Source organism: Mesorhizobium sp. M0077, assembly GCF_040322955.1.
Taxonomy (GTDB): domain Bacteria; phylum Pseudomonadota; class Alphaproteobacteria; order Rhizobiales; family Rhizobiaceae; genus Mesorhizobium.
Window position 1 is genome coordinate 368,351 of the sequence record NZ_JAMYUL010000005.1, and the last position, 17,483, is coordinate 385,833.

Below are 17,483 nucleotides of genomic sequence, written 5' to 3' on the forward strand. Positions count from 1 at the left end.
TGGCTTGCCAGTTTTTAAAACAAGATCCGCCGCGGGTCAATTCTCTGACAAATTGGCGGCGCGTTGCGAAAACAGCGCCGACAGCGGACTGTCCGGCCGGACCAGTGCGCGCTCGGCCGTCAACGCCCGGGCAAGCGCCGTGTCGTCGGCGCGCAACGCCGCCTCGATCAGCGTGAGATCAATCACATCGCGCTGGGCGTGGCTGCCGCCAAAGCGATGGGCAATGGCGCGGATCGGTCGGATCAGGCGCACCGCTTCGCTGTAATTGCCCTCGCCGAATGCCTTGATGCCTTCAGTCAGTGGCTGGCCGACATCCCGGGTAAAGGCGGCATTGTCGTCGCTGCCGCGCATCGCCTCGTGCTGGGCTTCGAGCAAGATCTTGGCCGGCCCTTCCAGCCCGGCGCCGACAAATGCCATCATCGCATGCGCATCGTTGAAGGCGTAGTTGCCGGCTCCAGCCTTCGGCGCCCAGTTGGCGGCGAGCGCTGCCCAGCGGTCGCCGACATCGACACCGCCGAGATAAAGCCGCCACAGGATCGCGGATGCATCGACCATGTTCAGCGCCAGCGTCGAACGCTCGCCATAGATCGGCCCGTCATAGAGCTTGAGCACCTCGTCGGTCTCGCCGAGATCGTAGTGGAACAGCGCCAGATGCCACCAATTATGCACCTGCAGCAAGCTTTCTTTGGTCCACGCGTCGGGGTTGGCGCGCATCCAGGCGATGCCGTCCCGTTGCCGGCTCTGCATCTCCATGACATGGGCGACCGCATGCTGCGCCCAGCCGTCTCGCGGCTCGATCTCGATCGCCTGTCGGCCGAAACTTTCGGCTCTGATATAGTCGCCCATCTCCTCGAGACCGAAGGCCTGCATACCGAGAATGGCGTGGTAACCTGGCATGCCGCTCTGCCAGGACGGCAGCGCGCGGCTGATACGGTCGCGCAGCATGCGGGCATTGCCGGTGAAGAAGTCGATCTGGTGGCCGACCTGCAACGCCACCGCGTCGAGCGGGTTGTCGATGGCGATATCTTCGAGCAGGCGCGCGGCGTCATGCCAGCGTCCCTCGGCAAGGTGGCCAAGGGCCGCCACATGCGCCTGTTCGCGCGGCGTCGCGGCAAGCGGCAGTGCCGCAGCATGGCATGCCTGGGCGACCGCCGTTGCCTCGCGTTCGGTGGCGAGGCCGAACAGATACCCCTTGAAGACATGCGCCATGACGAAACCGGGATCCGCCGATATGGCGCGGTCAACGGAGCCGACCGGGTCGCCGACGAAGCATTGCAATTCATGAACGGCCTGGCTGTAGGGTGAAAACCCGGCCTCGGTCGCGCCCGAAAACATCAGGCCGAATGGATCTCTTACTGCCATATCGGCCCTGATGCTCCGCAGTTCCTAATTGCCCGAGCGCATCGCCACCGTGGCGATCCCGGCGCCGACCAGCAGCGTGCCGCCGGTGCGGTTGAAGATGCGGATCGCCTTGGGGTTGCGTACGACGTTGCGGGCGCGCGCCGCAATCAGCGCGTAGCCGAAGGCATTGGCGAAGGCGAGCGCCAGGAAGGTCGCTTCGAAGATCAGCATCTGTGCCCAGAAATCGGCTTCCCGGTTGAGGAACTGCGGCAGGAAGGCGACGAAGAAGGTGATGCTCTTCGGGTTGAGTGCGGTGACCAGCCAGGCGTGCGCCATCATCTTGGCGGCCGAGACGGCATCTGTGCGTGGTTCGGCTTTGAGCGCGCCGCCGGCGCGAAATAGTTTTACCCCGAGATAGATCAGATAGCAGGCGCCGATCAGCTTCAGAATGGTGAACACGGTCGCCGACGCGGCCAGCAGCGCGCCGATGCCCAGCATCGACAGGGTCATGGCGGTGAAGTCGCCCAGCGCCACGCCGACGGACATCGGCAAGGCGGTGCGCCAGCCCTGGCCCAGCGCATAGGACACGACCAGAAGAATGGTCGGGCCGGGAATGATGAGCAGAACGGTGGAGGCGGCGGCGAAGGCGGCCCAGTTTTCGAACGACATCTTTGTCTCCTTGAGCGCAAAGAAAAGGATAAATCCTCGTGTGCGGAGGAATGTAAAGAGCCCTCTCCCAAAAATGCACGGCGGACCATTTCGCCCGACCGCTGCGGCTATTGGCGGCACAAGTTTAATGCCGGTCGTTGGGCCTTCACCCTTTTTCAACCATGTTTGGCGAAACTGCCTGCTATCCGGCCGGACCGTGTTTCCCGCCGACAGCGTAGGGTTTGGGTGCATGCGTGAGTTGCCGCAGAATGTGACGCCGCCAGCAAATGGCGACGCAAACGAGACCGAACATCTCTATTCCCGCCGCTTCGTCCTGTCAGGGGCCGGCGCCATGACGCTGCTCGGCATGGCCGGCTGCAGCACTTCGACGCTCGAGCTGCCGCAATTCCAGCTGGATGACACGGTCACCGGCTCGGTGCGGCCGATCCGTCCGGCGATCAGCGTCGACAAGAACGTCACCGGCCCCGATGTCATGTACGCTTCGCTAAACGATGGCGGCTTCGAAGTGCCGGCGGTGCCCTATCAGAAGGTCAAGCCGGAGTTCCGCCGCCAGATCGTCGTCAACGAGACCGGCGAGGCGCCCGGCACGATTGTCGTCCATCTGCAGGAGCGAAAGCTCTATCTGGTGCAGGAGGGCGGCGACGCCATCCGCTACGGCGTCGGCATCGGCAAGGACGGCTTCCGCTGGTCCGGCCGCGCCAACATCCAGTACGGCAAGGAATGGCCGACCTGGACGCCGCCGCCGGAGATGATCCAGCGCAAGCCGGAACTGGTGAAATGGCAAAACGGCCAGCCCGGTGGCCTCACCAACCCGCTCGGCGCACGCGCCCTCTACATCTACCAGGACGGCAAGGACACCGGCTACCGCATACACGGTTCGCCGGAATGGGCGAGCATTGGCCAGGCGATGTCGTCGGGCTGCGTGCGCCTGATCAACCAGGATATCATCGACCTCTACAGCCGCGTTTCCAAGAAGAACCCGGTCGTGGTCGTCTGATCCTGTGCGGCGGTTTGGCGCCGCTGGAAACTCCCGTTGCGCGATGCGGCAAGCTAGGCCAAGGTGCCTTGAAAACCACAGCGCCGGGAGAGATCGAGCATGGCTGGAACGTTTGTCATCGCACAGGGCGGCGGCCCGACCGCCGTCATCAACCAGACGGTTGTCGGGGCCACGCTGGAAGTCCGCAAGCGCCATCCCGGCGCCAAGGTGCTGGGCTCGCTCCACGGCGTGCGCGGCATTCGTGACGGCAACTATGTCGACCTCTCCGCCATCCCAGAGGACCGGCTGCGGCTGATCGCCGGCACGCCGAGTGCCGCGCTCGGCTCGACGCGCGACAAACCGGATGCCGCCTATTGCGAGGTCATCCTCAAGGGCCTGAAGAAGGCCGGCGCCGACGCTTTCATCTACATCGGTGGCAACGACACGTCGGGCACGCAGCAGATTCTGACCGACGCCGCCGGCGGCAGCATTGCTTTCGTCCATGCGCCAAAAACCATCGACAACGACCTCGAGGAAAACGACCACACGCCGGGCTTCATCTCGGCGGCCGAATTCGTCGCCGGCGCCTTCCTGTCCGTCGATCTCGATTTCCGCGCATTGCCCGGCATCTATGTCGGCATCGTAATGGGTCGGCATGCCGGCTTCCTCACCGCGGCGGCTGCAGCCTGGCAGCTCGATCCCGACAGCGGCCCGCATCTGGTCTACGTGCCGGAACGGCCGTTCTCCGCCGCCGGTTTCATCGACGACGTGCGCGCCACGCTCGACCGCCACAAGCGTTGCATCGTCGCCGTCTCCGAAGGAGTCAGCACCGCCGACGGCAAGGCGCTGGTCGAAAGCCTGGTGCCGCCGGACAAGCTCGAGCGCGACGCGCATGGCAACGTCAAACTGTCGGGCAGCGACCTGCCGTCAGCTCTGGAACGTGCGCTCGCCGAAGGCCTGCCGGGCAAGCGCGCCCGCGTCGATGCGCTTGGCTACATGCCGCGCGGCTATGTCGGCGCGATCAGCGCCGTCGACGCGCGGGAGGCTTTCGACGCCGGCGCCTTCGCGGTTGCCGTTGCCGGCGAAGGCGGTGGCTCGGTGGCGCTGCAATATGACGGCACGAGAACCGTGCTGAAGAAGGTGCCGCTGAAGAACGTCGCCGGCAAGACGCGCCATATGCCCGACGATTTCATGAAGCCCGATGTCAACCAGCTGTCGGAAGCGGGCATGGCTTACCTGAAGCGGCTGGTGCCGGAAAAATACAAGGTGGGAAAGCCCTTCGTCTGATGGGCGGCCGTTTTGGCGGCACCCGTTTTGGTGGCGAGCGCGTTGTCGGCGACTGGTTCGGCAAGACGATCATCGACGACCGCACGACGATGCTGACCGAGCCGTTCGTGCATGATTTCGTGCGCGCCAACATCTGGCATTTCAGGGGACGCGACGCCGACCTGCTGGTCGACACCGGCATGGGCATCTGCCCGCTGGCGCCTGAGATCGACACGCCCGAGGGCAAGCCGCTCATTGTTGTCGCCACCCACATCCATCTCGACCATGTCGGCTCGCTGCACGAGTTTCCGCTGCGCGCCGGGCCGCGGCACAGTGCCGAGCATTTCGAGACCATGAACGATCAGGTGACCTACGCCTACATGTTCAACAATCTCGACGGCGCCGTTTCGAAATTGCCGGCGCCGGGCTGGACGGCGGCCGACTACAAGATTCCGCCGGCGCCGCTGACGCGCACGCTGGACGAGGGCGACATCGTCGACCTCGGCGACCGGCAGTTCCGCGTCCTGCATCTGCCCGGACATTCGCCGGATTCGATCGCTTTGTTCGACGAGGCAGACGGCCTGTTCTTTGCCGGCGACGCCATCTACGATTCCACGCTGATCGACGACCTGCCGGATTCCTCCCGGCCTGATTATCGCCGTACCATGCAGCGGCTCCTTGACCTGCCTGTTCGCCTCGGCCATGGCGGCCATGGGCCGAGCTTCGACGGCAACCGGATGCGCGAGATCGCCACAGCCTATCTCAGGCGCACCGGAGGCCTCTGACGACATTGGGATTGGAACCAGCGTGGCCGCCGTGGTCGAGCGCGTCAATCCGGACAAGGCAGCTGCCAATGCCGGCCTGCAGCCGGGCGACGTCATCGTCGCCGTCGACCGGTCGCCCGTGCGGGATGCGCGGCAAGCCAACCAGGCGATCGCCGAGGCCGGCAGATCGGGCCGGAAGTCGGTGCTGCTTTTGGTCGACCGGGGCGACGCGCAAATCTTCGTCGCCGTACCCTTCGCCGCCGGTTGAGTCATGATGCGGCGGGCTCGCTGAACGATCGGCAGGCCTGCCGCACGGCCCCGCCAAAATTCCTGTTGCCCGCCGCGACATCTTCGAGAACATTACGGCAGGCCGGCAATGGCCTGCTAAAAACGGACAGTCCGATGGTCACTCGCGGTTTTTCCTCCGGTCGAAAGCCTCCGACGGAGACCGATGCGCGCATTCCGCCCGGTCAGTATCTCGAACAGGGCTTTCCGGTGCTGTCGGCGGGGCCGACGCCGCGCGTGCGCACCGAGGACTGGTCGTTCACGCTCAAGCACGGGCCACGCCCGATCAAGAAGTGGAACTGGGCCGAGTTCAACGCGCTGCCCTTGACCAAGATGACGCGCGACATCCATTGCGTTACCGCCTGGACCAAGTTCGATACCGCCTGGCAAGGCGTGCTGGTCGACGACATCCTTGCCGATGCCGGTATCGAAGCGCCGACCGGCTTCCTGCTGGCGCATGGCTATGACGGCTACACCACCAACGTGCCGGCCAAGGATCTCACCGCGGGGAAGGCGATGGTGGCGCTCCTTTATGAAGGCAAGCCGATCACTGCCGACCATGGCGGCCCGGCGCGGCTCCTGGTGCCGCATCTCTATTTCTGGAAATCGGCCAAATGGCTGAACGGGCTGCAGTTCACCGAGCGCGACGAGCCGGGCTTCTGGGAATTGCGCGGCTATCACATCTATGGCGACCCGTGGCGCGAGCAGCGCTATAGCGGCGATCCATGAGCGAAGCGCCGCAATCTCCCTGGCAGACGGCGAAAATCACCCGGATCGAAAAGCGGACGCCACGCGTCACCAGTTTCTTCTTCGCGCTGTCACGGCCATTCGCCTATCGCGCCGGACAGCATGTCGATGTCAGGCTGACTGCGCCTGACGGCTACCAAGCGCGCCGCTCCTATTCCATCGCCTCGGCGCCGGAGAGCGGCGCCACGATCGAGCTGGCGATCGAGAAGCTCGACGACGGTGAAGTCTCGCCCTTCTTCCACGACATCGCCGCGGTCGGTGACGAGATCGAACTGCGCGGGCCGCTCGGCGGCCATTTCGTCTGGTCCGATGGGGATGGCGGGCCGCTGCTTCTGGTCGGCGGCGGCTCCGGCGTGGTGCCGCTGATGGCGATGGTGCGTCACCGGACCTTGCGCAAATCGGCGGTGCCGGTGGCGCTGATGTTTTCGGTGCGGGTCTGGGACGAGGTGATCTTCCGCGACGAGCTGATCGGTCTCGGTGACCGCCGCGACGGGTTCGAGCTGGTGCTTACGCTGACGCGCGAGGCGGCACGGCGCCCGTCCGACTATTCGAGGCGCATCGACACGGCAATGGTCATGCAGGCGCTCACGCGGCTGCCGCGGCCGCCGGCGCTCGCCTTCGTCTGCGGGTCGAACACCTTCGTCTCGGCGGCTGCCCGGGCGCTGATCGACGCCGGCATACCAGCGGAAATCATCCGCACCGAGCGCTATGGCGTCTGAGAGGGCCACAGTGGTTCACCGTTTCATGGAGACAGCGAACCGCTCTCAGGCGGGTGAAAACCTTGCCGACAGCAATTGGAACGGCAGCGCGCCATAGGCGGCGACTTCGGCCTCATTGTCCCAGTTGCGGAACTGGCGCGATGGCCGTGCCTCGATCACCAGAGGCCGGCCGGTGTCGTCCACCGTTACCTTGCCGCGAAAGCGCAGCACACGTCCGCCGCCGGCGCGGCTGATCACCATGGAACGCAAGCGGGCGACGTGACCGCTGCCGGCATTGATTTCCATCTCGATGCGGCGGCGGAATGGCGGAACGACGATCCTGACGGTGACGTCCAGCACCATCGCTCCAGTCCTGTCCGGACGCGGCAGGGTCTGGGAAAGTGCAAACGGCGCCGACGTCGCTCTTGCCTTGCGCAATGTCGGCCTGCCGCGCCAGACGGCGGGCGTCGGCTGCTGCAGGCGGCCCTTTTTGCGTTTGAGGCGCAATTGCTTGGCAAAGCCGCGCGACAGCCAAACGAGGCCGCCGAAATCGGTGCGCGGCTTCGCCTGCAGCACCGAGGACCAGCGCGACAGGCCGGCGAGGTCGGCCAACTCAATCGTCTTTGCAAGTTCGACCTCCGGCACCGCAATGCCGATCTCCAGGCAGAGATAGGAGAGCGCCACCGCCGCGGCGACGGCGAGGCCCCGCTTGGCAACGATATCGGCGAACACGCCCCAGTCGACTGCGCCACTCTCGATGGCGACCGCACAGTCGACCAGCCAGTCGCTGTGGGTGTGGGCATCGAGGCCGCCATGTGCGATGGCGAGCGCCATGCGGTCGGCCGGAGAGGGAACAAGCACGCGGACGCCATTGAAATCGGCTGACAGCGCCCGCTGCCAGACCGCCAGATCGTCTTCGGTGCTCTGCTGCGATCCGTCATAGGCCGACTGGTGCAGGTCGATGTCGCCGAAACTGCCCTTGAAGAAATTCATCGACCGCAGGGACGCCAGCCTTGTGCGCAGATATTGCGGGCTGACGCCGGTGGCGATTTGCCAGCCACCCTCGGTCAACACGTCGAAGGCGGCGATCATGTCCTGCGGACGCACCAATATGTCGATGTCGTGCGCCACCCGGCCCCGCTGCGCCGACGCGTTGACGGCGATGCGGCTGGCGCCTTTGATTAGCATCACCGCGCAGCCGGCGTCGATCATGGCCTGTAGCGCCGGCTCGGCCTCGCGCGCAGCCAGTCGCGATTTGGTCCACAGCATCTTTTGCAGGCCGACAAGACGTGGATAGGCCGGATGCCCAGCGAGCTTGCGGCCGAACCTGTCGGAGATCGCGGCCAGCAGCCGATGCTCTCGGAAGGCAACATGGTCGATGTCGTTCTCGTCGAGCCAGCGCGCCGCGTAACGCCCTGCCGCTTCTTCATCGGGCAGCAATGCGGCCTTCAGCAGCTGGTCGAGTCCGCCAGTTGGCCATGACCAGCCATAGTCCGGAAACCGACGGCCGATACGGCGCATGGCATTGGCCATCAGTCGGCGCTCGTCTTTTTCGCTGCTCGCCTTTGCATGGCCAGCCTTACGACTTCGAGATAACCGCGATCGCGCGCGGGGTCGCGTCCATAGGACATGCTGTCGGGCCGGATGCGGCGCAAGGTCAGGACATCGTCGAGCATGGCAAGCGCAAAGCCCGCCTCGCGGACACGGGCGATCCAGTCGACCATGTCGCCGCGACCGCCTTGCGGGTCGATGATCGGACCGACGGCCTCGGCTACCTCCCGGCGGATCATCATCGTCGTGCGCGACCAGCCCGCCACGGCCACGTCCTGTTGCACATCGGGCTTATCATCGCGAAACGTCCGCCAGTGGGCAAAGACTCCTGCCGTCGCGGGAAACCGCTCGAAATGCTCCAGCTGCCTTCCGATCTTGGTCGGCAGCCACAGATCGTCCGCATCGAGCGTGGCGACGAAGGGCGTCGCCAGCGCGGCGATGCCCCTGGTGGTGGCGCTGCCTGGTCCGGCATTGTCCTGGCGCAAGACCCGCACCGGCATGCCCAGCGCATTGACCACCGCGACCGTATCGTCGGTCGAGCCGTCATCGACGACGATTATAGCGTCGGGCTGGACCGTTTGGGCCGCGACCGATCGCAGCGTCTCGGCGATGGTGGCGGTCGCGTTGAAGGCCGGAATGACGACGCCGTAGCTGGCCATCACAGGAAACGCCAATTCGCAAGTTCCTTGAAATCGAAGATGCCGTCGACAGGGTGCAAGGAGCGGTCGGCCTCGCGCCGTTTCATCGACTTGTAGACGGCGCGCATGAATTCGCGAAAAGGAACATCGGCCTGCCTGGTCATATTGCCGGGATGGCGCCGGTAATAGAGCGCAACAGTGTCGGGCATCGTGAATTTCGGCCCGCTTTCGAAAGTGCGCAGCAGATAGTCGGTGTCCTCGGCCTGGTGGAAATCCTCGTCGAAGCTGCCGATGCGTTCGACCAACCGCCGGACGAAGATAGCGGGAGACAGGTGAATGCCGCGAACCGTCACCGAGTGGCTGTCGGCTGTCGGCTCCAGCGTATCGTCATCTATGTCGTCGACCAGCGTCATGCGCGAATAGGTGAGCTCGAGGGTGGGGTCTGCGTCGAAACAGGTCAGATCCGCCTTGAAGCGGCCCGGCGGGGAAATGTCGTCGGAATCGAGAAACGATACCAGCCCGGTCTGCGGCAGCAATTGCCGCAAGCCCGCGTTGCGTGCCCGCGTCACCCCGGCATTCTGCTGCTGGAAAAGGCGAATGCACGGCGCCTCCGCGATCAGCGAGCGCACGACCGCCACCGAACTGTCGGTCGAACCGTCATCGATAACGATGATGTCGAGATCGGCGGCATCGCGCTGCCTCAGCAGCGAGCGCAGCGCCGAGCCGACATGGCGTTCGCGGTTGTAGACCGGCATGATCACGCTCAGCTTCACGCACGCATCCCAGGCTGTGATCTGTTCATTGTTTCACCACTCTGCCGGGCGCTTGATCTCGAAAAGCCCCTCGACCGGGCGCCGCGACGGATCGGCCTTGCGCCGCCGCAAGGATTTCTGAATTACACGTAGGTATTCGCGCACCGCCACATCCCTTTGCTTGGTCAAATTGCCGGGGTGGCGCCGGTAGTATACCGCGACGGTGTCGGGAAAAATGTGCTTCGGGCTGGTTTCGAAAATGCGCAGAAGATAGTCGGCGTCTTCGCCCTGCCGGAACTCCTCGTCGAAAGCACCAGCACGGTCGATGAGTGCCCTGCGGAATATCCCGGCGCTAAGGCTGACGCCGCGCACGGTGGGACCTGCGCCGCCCCGTGCCGGCTGCAGGGTTTCGTCGTCCATGAGATCGACGCGCGTCATCAGCGAGTAGGTCAGCTCGAGCGCAGGGTCGGCCGCGAACAGGGGTAGGCCAGCCTTGAATCGTCCAGCCGGCGAGACGTCGTCCGAATCCAGGAACGACACCAGTTCGGTTTGCGGCAGCAACTGCCTCAGCCCTGTGTTGCGGGCGTTGGCCACGCCCTGGTTTGCCTGCTGGAACAGGCGGATGCACGACGCTTCCCGCATGATGGCGCGGACTGCTTCAACGGAGCTGTCGGTCGAGCCGTCGTCGACAAGGATGATATCGAGATCGGCATCGTCGCGTTGCCTGAGCAGGGACCGCAACGTCGAAACGACATAGATCTCCCGATTGTACACCGGCACAATGATGCTCAACTTCATGCAGCGCCCCGAAGGACGAAATCCGCAATCGTGCCGGCGATCTCGCGCGGCTCGGTCCCCAGCGACAGCCGGTAGCATGGCAGATCGCGGGTAAGCTCGCTGAAAAAGCGAAAGCCCGCTTCCCGCTCGCCCGGCATCTGCACGATTCCTGACGGGGCCAAGGCGATCATGGCATCCTTGCGCGATATGGGCATGACCGAGCTTCTCGCACCTCCCCTGATATGGGGCACTATCAAAGCAATAATGTCCAGACTTGCAGGAGGTGGTCGAGGCGCGATCTCGTCGATGCGAAAGGCATGCTTGCCTTGCCAGTTCAGCGGTTGGTACGACTTTAGCCGACCCTCCAGCTTCAGCCGCTTGAAGCCCTCCGGATCCTGCTTGAGCGTGGCAAACAGCGGATAGGCCGTCACCCCCTCGGTCCGGTCGATCAGCACATAGTCGTCGCCGACGCTATCGAGCCCATTGAGCAGGCCGGCGACGACCGTTCCCGATTTGCCGGCACCGCCGGAGCCCGCCAGCAACACGCCCTTGCCATCGATGCCCAGCGTGCCGGCATGGGTGAGCCGCATGCCGCGCGCCGCATATTCCCAATGCAGGAAGGCGCGCAGCGGCGCCCCTTGTTCCCATGGCGGAAAGGCGTCGGCCGACATCATCAGCTGCGCCCCGACATGGCGTTGCGGATCATGGAACTGCCAGAAGTCGAGGTCATGATAGTAGCTGCCGCGCAATCCGGCCTCTTCCAGCCGGTTGGCAAAGGCATGATGGTTGTAATCGCCTCGGCCCCAGGTGGCCGGGGCGGGGACGCCATCGATGGCCGGGTGGGCGACGAAAATGCGGCAGCCGTCAGATGCAGACGGATTTTCCGGGGCCGGTATGAAGGCATGGCTCATGGCTTCCGCCAGCGTGCCATGGTCGAGGTGGACACTCAGGTCCAGTCCCGGCAACCGCACGCTGGCGGCAACGGGATAGAAGGCGGCGGCGCTTTCCGCGGCCGCCAGCACATGGCGGGCATAATCCGGCAGGGTTTGCAGCGTGATCAAAGGCATGTGTTGGTTGTTCAGCGTCCAGAATTGCGCCGGGTCGCCTGATGCATGTCGCTCGGGGTGGCCCCGGTTTTGAGACGACGACATGCATGAAATCAAAGATCTAAACCGCGTCGCCTGAGTCCGTTCAAACGCGACGCGCTTTAGGGAAACGATTATGCCTGTTTCACCGCCGGCCAGCCGAGAGGTTCCTCGACCTCATGGATCGGGTCGACAATGATGAGATCGGCAAGGTCGTCATGGACATCGACCTTGAGCGGCTCATTGCTGGCAGCAAGCGCAGACGACAGCTCGCCCGAAAGCGGTTGTGCCGGTGTTTCGGCTGGCGCAAGCAACCCGAAATCGAGCAGTCGGGCAACGAAGCTTTCGAGGTCGGCCAGGCTTATTTTTGCGGCGCCCACGGCAGCTCCGACCAGCGCTTCAGTGGCGACGCCGGACGACAAAGCCTGCCAGACCCGGCTGCCGGAATCGGAAAAGCCGAAATACTTGCCGTTCGAAAGATCGAGAACGACGGCTTCGCCATCGAATGATTCGAAAACGATGTCCTTGCTTGCGACCGCGTAGACCCGCTGTTGCATCGCTGTGTCCCCCGTCCCATGCGCCCTGAAGGGATGCGCCGGCTTCACGGTCTGCCAAGCCCTTCCTAAGTGCGTCTAAATCACTTGGCCGTTGGTTGGCAAGACAAAGACCCGCGAATACAACGCCTGCGTCGGCGACCGTTGCGGCGAAGTCGACCGGCTCAAGCCTCGATTTCGAGCGCCGACAATGGTTTCGAGCAGCAGGCAAGGATAAAACCGTCATCGATCTCGTGGTCGAGGATGCCGCCATTGTGGCTCATCTCGACTTCGCCGGAGACCTTCTTCACCTTGCAGGTGCCGCACAGGCCGAACTCGCAGGCGGCGGGAATCCGCACGCCCGAGCTGCGCGCGGTCTGCAGCACGGTCTGGCCGGCGACGCAGCCGGCGTCGACCTCCGAAAGCGAGAAGCGGATCGGCGTCACGGCTTGGACAGGTGCAGCGATGCCGTCCTCGACCGGGGAGGCAAACGGCGCCGGAATTTCCTCCACCACAGGCGCGGCAAAGCTCTCCTGATGGTATTTCGTCATGTCGAAGCCGGCGGCATCCAGCATGCCGCGCACGGCGCGCATGAACGGATCGGGGCCGCAGCAGAAGATTTCGCGCTCGCGGAAGTCCGGAGCCAGCAAGGGCAGCCGGATCGCATCGATGCGGCCCATATGGCCGTACCAGCCTTCGCGGCTGGAACGTTCCTCGATCATGAAGCCGAGCGACAGGCCGGGCATATGGCCGCCGAGCAGTTCGAGTTCCTTGCGGAAGATGATCTCTTCGGCACGCCGCGCGCAGTTGACGAAACCGACATCGGTCCATGGCGCGCAGTCGTTCAGCCAGCGCAGCATCGACATCATCGGCGTCACGCCGGAGCCGGCGGAAATGAACAGGTATTTGGCCGCCGGGTGGCTGTGCAACGAGAAGTCGCCGGCCGGTCCGTAGGCCTTGACATGCGAACCGGGCACCAGATGGTCGAACATCCAGCGCGTGCCGATGCTGCCGGCCTGCGCCTTGACCGTCACCGCGATCGAAAACGGCCGCGATGGCGACGACGACAGCGTGTAGGTGCGCATCAGCGGCCCGTCCGGTGTCGGCAGTTCCAGCGTCAGGAACTGGCCCGGCTTGTAGCGGAACCAGGTCTGGTTGTCGGAGCGGAAGGTGAAGGTCTTGACGTCGGGCGCCTCGTCGCTGACGCCGATCACTTCCAGCACCTGCAGCCTATCGTTCCACGGCGCCATCTGGTCAAGATGGCGATAGAGCCCAAGATCCGTCATCGCATTCATCCTCTGGTCCCTCTTCGCCTGCTCCAGCTCACGCGACGCTGCGTAGCGCCGGCCGGCCGCCTTCGGCAAGGCGCGGGCCGATGAAGGCCGCGTACCATTCGACGAACTGGATCACGCCGCCCTCGTGCAGCTCCGAATAGGGGCCGGGCTCATAGGCCGGAGACAGGATGCCAAAGGCGTTTTCCTCGACGATGCGGCGGTCCTGGTCGTTGGTCTCGGTCCAGACATGGGTGAGCTCCTCAAGGTTGTAGTCGACCCCCTCGACCGCATCCTTGTGCACCAGCCACTTGGTCGTCACCGCGGTTTCGGTGGCGCTGATCGGCAGCACCCGGAAGGTGACCGCATGGTCGATCAGTATGTGGTTCCAGGTCGTCGGATAGTGGTAGTGCATCAAGGTGCCGATGCGGTCGGCGGCAACAGTGTCGGACAGGTTCTTCGTCACCGCGCGCTTTCCGGACATCGTGTAGCTGACGGCATCGCGCAGCAGCGGCGCGCGGGTGGCGCGGTATTGCCCGGCCGGATCGATGCGGAACTTGCTCGGCAGGCCCGCCGCCTCGCATTTCGCCCAGTGCGCCAGCATCTCCGGATCGCTGTCGGCGCCCTGCACGCCGGTCACCGTCGGCGCTTCGGGGAATGTCTTGCACAGCTCTGGATGATTGCCGGCGCAGTGATAGCATTCGCGGTTGTTTTCCCAGACCAGCTTCCAGTTGCCCTTCTCGATGATGGTGCTCTCGAAGGCGACCTTGGCTTCATTCAGCCGGTGCGGCTTGAGGTAGGGCTCTATCATGGCGCGCATCGGCGCAAAGTCGGCAGGTTCTTTCGCCAGGCAGATGAAGATGTAGCCGCCGACGCTCTCGCAGGCGACGGGCTTCAGGCCGAACTGGCTCTTGTCGAAACCGTCGGCCATCTGGCGGGCAAACAGCAGCCGGCCGTCAAGCTCGTAGGTCCACTGGTGATAGGGGCAGACAAGCTTTGCCGCCATGCCCTTCTCAGTGTTGCAGACACGGCTGCCGCGATGGCGGCAGGAATTGTGAAAGGCGTTGATGTTGCCCTTCTGGTCGCGGACCAGCACCACCGGATAATCGCCGATCTGCACGGTGATATAGCTGCCGGGCTTCGGCAGTTCGCAATCATGGCCGATGAACAGCCAGTCGCGATACCAGATAAGCTCCATGTCGAGCTTGAAATAGTCCGGGTCGGTGTAGAAGGGCTGTTCCAGCGAAAAGCCTTGCTTGCGGCCGTTCAGGAGCCTCAGCATGTCGTTGCGCGTATCCATAGTTCTGTCCTCGTGGTTTAAGGACTGAACTTGGTGGTGATGGAGGAAGGATCGGACGCAGGCCGGCGCGGCGCCGGACATGCACTATCCACCTCTTGACCGCCCACCGCGATCAGTCGAGTCTATGCATCTCGGGCTGGTTTCCGGGCTCTGGAGTTGTCCTTGCGGACCATCGCGACACCTTCCCAGGCTCTTGCCCAGTGGTCTCCCGTTGCGACTTCAACTCCACCACCGTTGCGGGGGCAGCGCCGGATTCTGACCGGCTTCCCAATTCTCCGCTGCGTCGTCACGAAGCGGCACCTGAGATGCGATCATCTAATCACGGCAGCGATCGCGACGTCGGCATGAAAGCGACATCATATCCATGCGGCGCGACACGCGCGGCATACGCCCCCCGCCGCCGGTCAAAGAGCTGAGACGTTTCTTGCGACGCCATCATCGCCGTTTCGAATCGCTGCGGATCCAGTTCGATCGGGGGCAAAAAGGGCTCAACGGTATCGAAAAGTTACTATTAGCAATCTCTAATCGAACCGAACGGTTCGTTTCTGTTGACAATGCGTGCAGGACGGTGTGAACGACGGCCCGGAAACCGACATCGGAGCGAACCACTCGGTTCGGCATAAGCGACTGAAAACAATGCGATAAATGACCATAGAGGAACTTCCTGGCACAATTTCAAGGTGCAGGACCGTGGTCCACACGGAACAACTTCGTGATTGGAAACCAGCCTATGGCTTTCCCACATCGGGGCTGTCCGAACGACGCGAATTCCTCCCAAGACACGCCGCTAGACGGACAGACAAACTGGAGTACTAAAAATGAAAAAGATCATCCTCACTGCCGCAGCCGTTTTGGCGATCACCGGCAGCGCCTTCGCCGGTAGCGACAATTACGGTTCCAATGGTGCGAACCAGCCAGCCGTCTCGGTCGACAGCTCGTATACGGCTTCCATTCAGAAGCCGGCGCACGCTGACAAGCAGCCTGTCGTTCAGGGCGCCGACCGCGACCTCTACGGCAATCGCTGATCCCGACCAAAGAAGGGCGGCTAACCCGTCGCTCTCGGGATCCCAAAAAATTCAGGAGTATTTGAAATGAAAAAGATCATCCTTGCTGCCGCCGCCGTTTTGGCCATCTCCGGCAGCGCTTTCGCCGGCAGCGACAACTACGGTTCGAACGGCGCCAACCAGCCTGCGATTACGTCGACCGATAGTGGCCATACGGCTTCGGTTGAGAAGTCGGCTCCAGCCGAGCAGGCGCCTGCCCACGGTGCCGACCGTAACCTTTTCGGCCGCTAAAGCCGGTTTCCAGCACGTGGCGGGCTTATCCGCTGCAGCTGGCGGCATCAGAAAAATTCAGGAGACTAAAATGAAGAAGATCGTTCTCGCCGCCGCAGCCGTTCTGGCTGTTTCGAGCGCTGCCTTTGCCGGCAGCGACAATTATGGCTCCAATGGCGCCAACCAGCCGGCCGCTGCCGTCGACACCACCCGCACTTCGTCGACCGGCACCAACTCGGCGGTCTACAAGCTGCTGAACTCGTCGGACGACCAACAGAAGTTCGTTCCTCAGAGCAGCGACAGGGATCGGTTCGGCAACAACTAACAGCCGAAGCTTAAAAAAGAGCGGCGGGCCTAGCCCGCCGCTCTTTTTTCATGCCTGTACGACGCAGCTATCTCAAGCCGCCTTCACTTCCACCGGCTTGAGCGAGAAGGAGTGCCCATCGGCGTCGAAGATGTGCAGGTCCCCGGCATCCGCGGTCAGCCGCAGCTTTGCCCCGCGCTTGACCTCGACATTGCCGGGCAGCTTGGTCACCAATGGCAGGTCGGCGCGGCCGATATCGATATAGACCAGCTGCACCTCGCCGAGCTGCTCCACATAGTCCACCACGCCCTCGAAAAGATATTCCGTGCCGGTGGCGACCGACAGATCCTCCGGCCGCACGCCGAAGCTGACCGCCGCACCCTTGGCTGACGCCGGCGTTGCAATCGGCACCGTGGCCTTGCGGCCGCCGACATGGCTGACGATTGTCGGGTTGCCCGTCCTGTCGATCGTCGCCGGCAGGATGTTCATGGCCGGCGAGCCGATGAACTGGGCGACGAACAGATTGCCGGGCTTCTTGTAGAGGTCCATCGGCGTGCCGACCTGCTCGATATGGCCGTCCTTCAGCACCACGATGCGGTCGGCCAGCGTCATCGCTTCGACCTGATCGTGGGTGACGTAGATCATGGTCGTGGCAGGCATCGATTCCTTGAGCTTGGCGATCTCGATGCGGGTGGCGACGCGCAGTGCGGCGTCGAGGTTCGACAGCGGCTCATCGAACAGGAACACTTTCGGGTTGCGCACGATGGCGCGGCCAATGGCGACACGCTGGCGCTGGCCGCCCGACATCGCCTTGGGCAGACGGTCGAGATATTTGGTCAGTTGCAGGATTTCGGCGGCCTGCCGCACCCTTTTGTCGATCTCGGCCTTGCTTTCCTTGCCGATCTTCATCGAGAAGGCCATGTTGTCGTAGACGGTCATGTGCGGATAGAGCGCATAGGACTGGAACACCATGGCAATGCCGCGCTTGGAAGGCGGCACGTCGTTCACCACCTCGCCGGCGATCTTCAGCTCGCCGGAGGTGATCTCCTCAAGCCCGGCGATGGACCGCAGCAAGGTCGACTTGCCGCAACCCGACGGGCCGACGAAGACGATGAACTCGCCCGACTTTATGTCGAGGTCGATGCCGTGGAGAATGTGCAGATTGCCGTATGATTTCTTCACCTGTCTCAGCGTGACATCGGCCATAATTTCCTCCCGTGATTTCCCTAGAGAACCTGGATTTCCTCAAAAA

20 protein-coding genes and 1 riboswitch are annotated in these 17,483 nt (G+C 63.5%); of the genes, 9 read left to right on the top strand and 11 right to left on the bottom strand.

Annotated features, from left to right (window positions below; translation table 11 throughout):
- Positions 1–36: 36 nt before the first annotated feature.
- Together NKJ57_RS13820 and NKJ57_RS13825 are read right to left on the bottom strand one after the other, a co-directional pair.
- Positions 37–1,362 (bottom strand): tetratricopeptide repeat protein, encoded by a 1,326-nt coding sequence (locus tag NKJ57_RS13820; protein ID WP_352511106.1) that lies wholly within the window; start codon positions 1,360–1,362, stop codon positions 37–39.
- A 24-nt stretch (positions 1,363–1,386) separates the two neighbouring features.
- Positions 1,387–2,010: a LysE family translocator gene (locus tag NKJ57_RS13825; RefSeq protein WP_023715525.1), complete on the bottom strand. Its 624-nt coding sequence runs from the start codon at positions 2,008–2,010 to the stop codon at positions 1,387–1,389.
- Positions 2,011–2,239: 229 nt separating this feature from the next.
- Here NKJ57_RS13825 and NKJ57_RS13830 point away from each other — a divergent pair, with 229 nt between their 5' ends.
- The 6 genes from NKJ57_RS13830 (at position 2,240) to NKJ57_RS13855 (ending at position 6,767) form a co-directional block, all read left to right on the top strand.
- Positions 2,240–3,007, top strand: coding sequence for a L,D-transpeptidase (locus tag NKJ57_RS13830; protein ID WP_023668871.1), 768 nt, complete (start codon positions 2,240–2,242; stop codon positions 3,005–3,007).
- A gap of 99 nt (positions 3,008–3,106) precedes the next feature.
- Positions 3,107–4,273 (top strand): diphosphate--fructose-6-phosphate 1-phosphotransferase, encoded by a 1,167-nt coding sequence (locus NKJ57_RS13835; RefSeq protein WP_023819473.1) that lies wholly within the window; start codon positions 3,107–3,109, stop codon positions 4,271–4,273.
- A complete protein-coding gene (locus NKJ57_RS13840; protein WP_031209742.1) occupies positions 4,273–5,037 on the top strand; it encodes an MBL fold metallo-hydrolase in 765 nt (254 codons plus the stop codon). Before NKJ57_RS13835 ends, NKJ57_RS13840 begins: the two co-directional genes overlap by 1 nt.
- 22 nt (positions 5,038–5,059) lie before the next feature.
- Positions 5,060–5,284, top strand: a complete 225-nt coding sequence (locus NKJ57_RS13845) for a PDZ domain-containing protein (RefSeq protein ID WP_023702519.1) — start codon at positions 5,060–5,062, stop codon at positions 5,282–5,284.
- 134 nt (positions 5,285–5,418) lie between these two features.
- Positions 5,419–6,030: a sulfite oxidase-like oxidoreductase gene (locus NKJ57_RS13850; RefSeq protein WP_023684287.1), complete on the top strand. Its 612-nt coding sequence runs from the start codon at positions 5,419–5,421 to the stop codon at positions 6,028–6,030.
- A complete protein-coding gene (locus NKJ57_RS13855) occupies positions 6,027–6,767 on the top strand; it encodes an FAD-binding oxidoreductase (protein ID WP_023752436.1) in 741 nt (246 codons plus the stop codon). The genes NKJ57_RS13850 and NKJ57_RS13855 overlap by 4 nt, the downstream gene beginning before the upstream one ends.
- 45 nt (positions 6,768–6,812) lie before the next feature.
- Here the strand turns inward: NKJ57_RS13855 and NKJ57_RS13860 are convergent, their stop codons facing one another.
- From NKJ57_RS13860 to NKJ57_RS13895, 8 genes are all read right to left on the bottom strand, one after another.
- Positions 6,813–8,279, bottom strand: coding sequence for a nucleotidyltransferase family protein (locus NKJ57_RS13860; RefSeq protein ID WP_352511108.1), 1,467 nt, complete (start codon positions 8,277–8,279; stop codon positions 6,813–6,815).
- The gene (locus NKJ57_RS13865; protein WP_352511110.1) at positions 8,279–8,971 is read right to left on the bottom strand and encodes a glycosyltransferase family 2 protein; all 693 of its coding nucleotides are present in this window, start codon (positions 8,969–8,971) and stop codon (positions 8,279–8,281) included. Before NKJ57_RS13865 ends, NKJ57_RS13860 begins: the two co-directional genes overlap by 1 nt.
- Positions 8,956–9,708: a glycosyltransferase family 2 protein gene (locus NKJ57_RS13870; protein WP_023755574.1), complete on the bottom strand. Its 753-nt coding sequence runs from the start codon at positions 9,706–9,708 to the stop codon at positions 8,956–8,958. Before NKJ57_RS13870 ends, NKJ57_RS13865 begins: the two co-directional genes overlap by 16 nt.
- A gap of 33 nt (positions 9,709–9,741) precedes the next feature.
- Positions 9,742–10,485: a glycosyltransferase family 2 protein gene (locus NKJ57_RS13875; RefSeq protein WP_352511111.1), complete on the bottom strand. Its 744-nt coding sequence runs from the start codon at positions 10,483–10,485 to the stop codon at positions 9,742–9,744.
- A complete protein-coding gene (locus NKJ57_RS13880) occupies positions 10,482–11,531 on the bottom strand; it encodes a serine kinase (protein ID WP_352511112.1) in 1,050 nt (349 codons plus the stop codon). The genes NKJ57_RS13875 and NKJ57_RS13880 overlap by 4 nt, the downstream gene beginning before the upstream one ends.
- A gap of 152 nt (positions 11,532–11,683) precedes the next feature.
- Positions 11,684–12,106 (bottom strand): PqqD family peptide modification chaperone, encoded by a 423-nt coding sequence (locus NKJ57_RS13885; RefSeq protein WP_352511113.1) that lies wholly within the window; start codon positions 12,104–12,106, stop codon positions 11,684–11,686.
- A gap of 161 nt (positions 12,107–12,267) precedes the next feature.
- Positions 12,268–13,368 carry an FAD-binding oxidoreductase gene (locus NKJ57_RS13890; RefSeq protein ID WP_352511114.1) on the bottom strand — a complete coding sequence of 367 codons (1,101 nt, stop codon included), beginning with the start codon at positions 13,366–13,368 and terminating at the stop codon, positions 12,268–12,270.
- Positions 13,369–13,405: 37 nt separating this feature from the next.
- Positions 13,406–14,653 carry an aromatic ring-hydroxylating oxygenase subunit alpha gene (locus NKJ57_RS13895; RefSeq protein ID WP_023668884.1) on the bottom strand — a complete coding sequence of 416 codons (1,248 nt, stop codon included), beginning with the start codon at positions 14,651–14,653 and terminating at the stop codon, positions 13,406–13,408.
- 117 nt (positions 14,654–14,770) lie between these two features.
- Positions 14,771–14,972: riboswitch (cobalamin riboswitch) on the bottom strand.
- 499 nt (positions 14,973–15,471) lie between these two features.
- Between NKJ57_RS13895 and NKJ57_RS13900 the strand changes: the two genes are divergently transcribed.
- From NKJ57_RS13900 to NKJ57_RS13910, 3 genes are all read left to right on the top strand, one after another.
- Positions 15,472–15,678 carry a DUF680 domain-containing protein gene (locus NKJ57_RS13900; protein ID WP_023668885.1) on the top strand — a complete coding sequence of 69 codons (207 nt, stop codon included), beginning with the start codon at positions 15,472–15,474 and terminating at the stop codon, positions 15,676–15,678.
- 66 nt (positions 15,679–15,744) lie between these two features.
- A complete protein-coding gene (locus tag NKJ57_RS13905) occupies positions 15,745–15,948 on the top strand; it encodes a DUF680 domain-containing protein (protein WP_023668886.1) in 204 nt (67 codons plus the stop codon).
- Between the two features lie 70 nt (positions 15,949–16,018).
- Positions 16,019–16,252, top strand: a complete 234-nt coding sequence (locus NKJ57_RS13910) for a DUF680 domain-containing protein (RefSeq protein WP_023696902.1) — start codon at positions 16,019–16,021, stop codon at positions 16,250–16,252.
- Positions 16,253–16,324: 72 nt separating this feature from the next.
- Here the strand turns inward: NKJ57_RS13910 and NKJ57_RS13915 are convergent, their stop codons facing one another.
- Complete coding sequence (locus tag NKJ57_RS13915; protein ID WP_352511116.1) at positions 16,325–17,437, bottom strand: ABC transporter ATP-binding protein; 1,113 nt, start codon at positions 17,435–17,437, stop codon at positions 16,325–16,327.
- Positions 17,438–17,483: the final 46 nt, after the last annotated feature.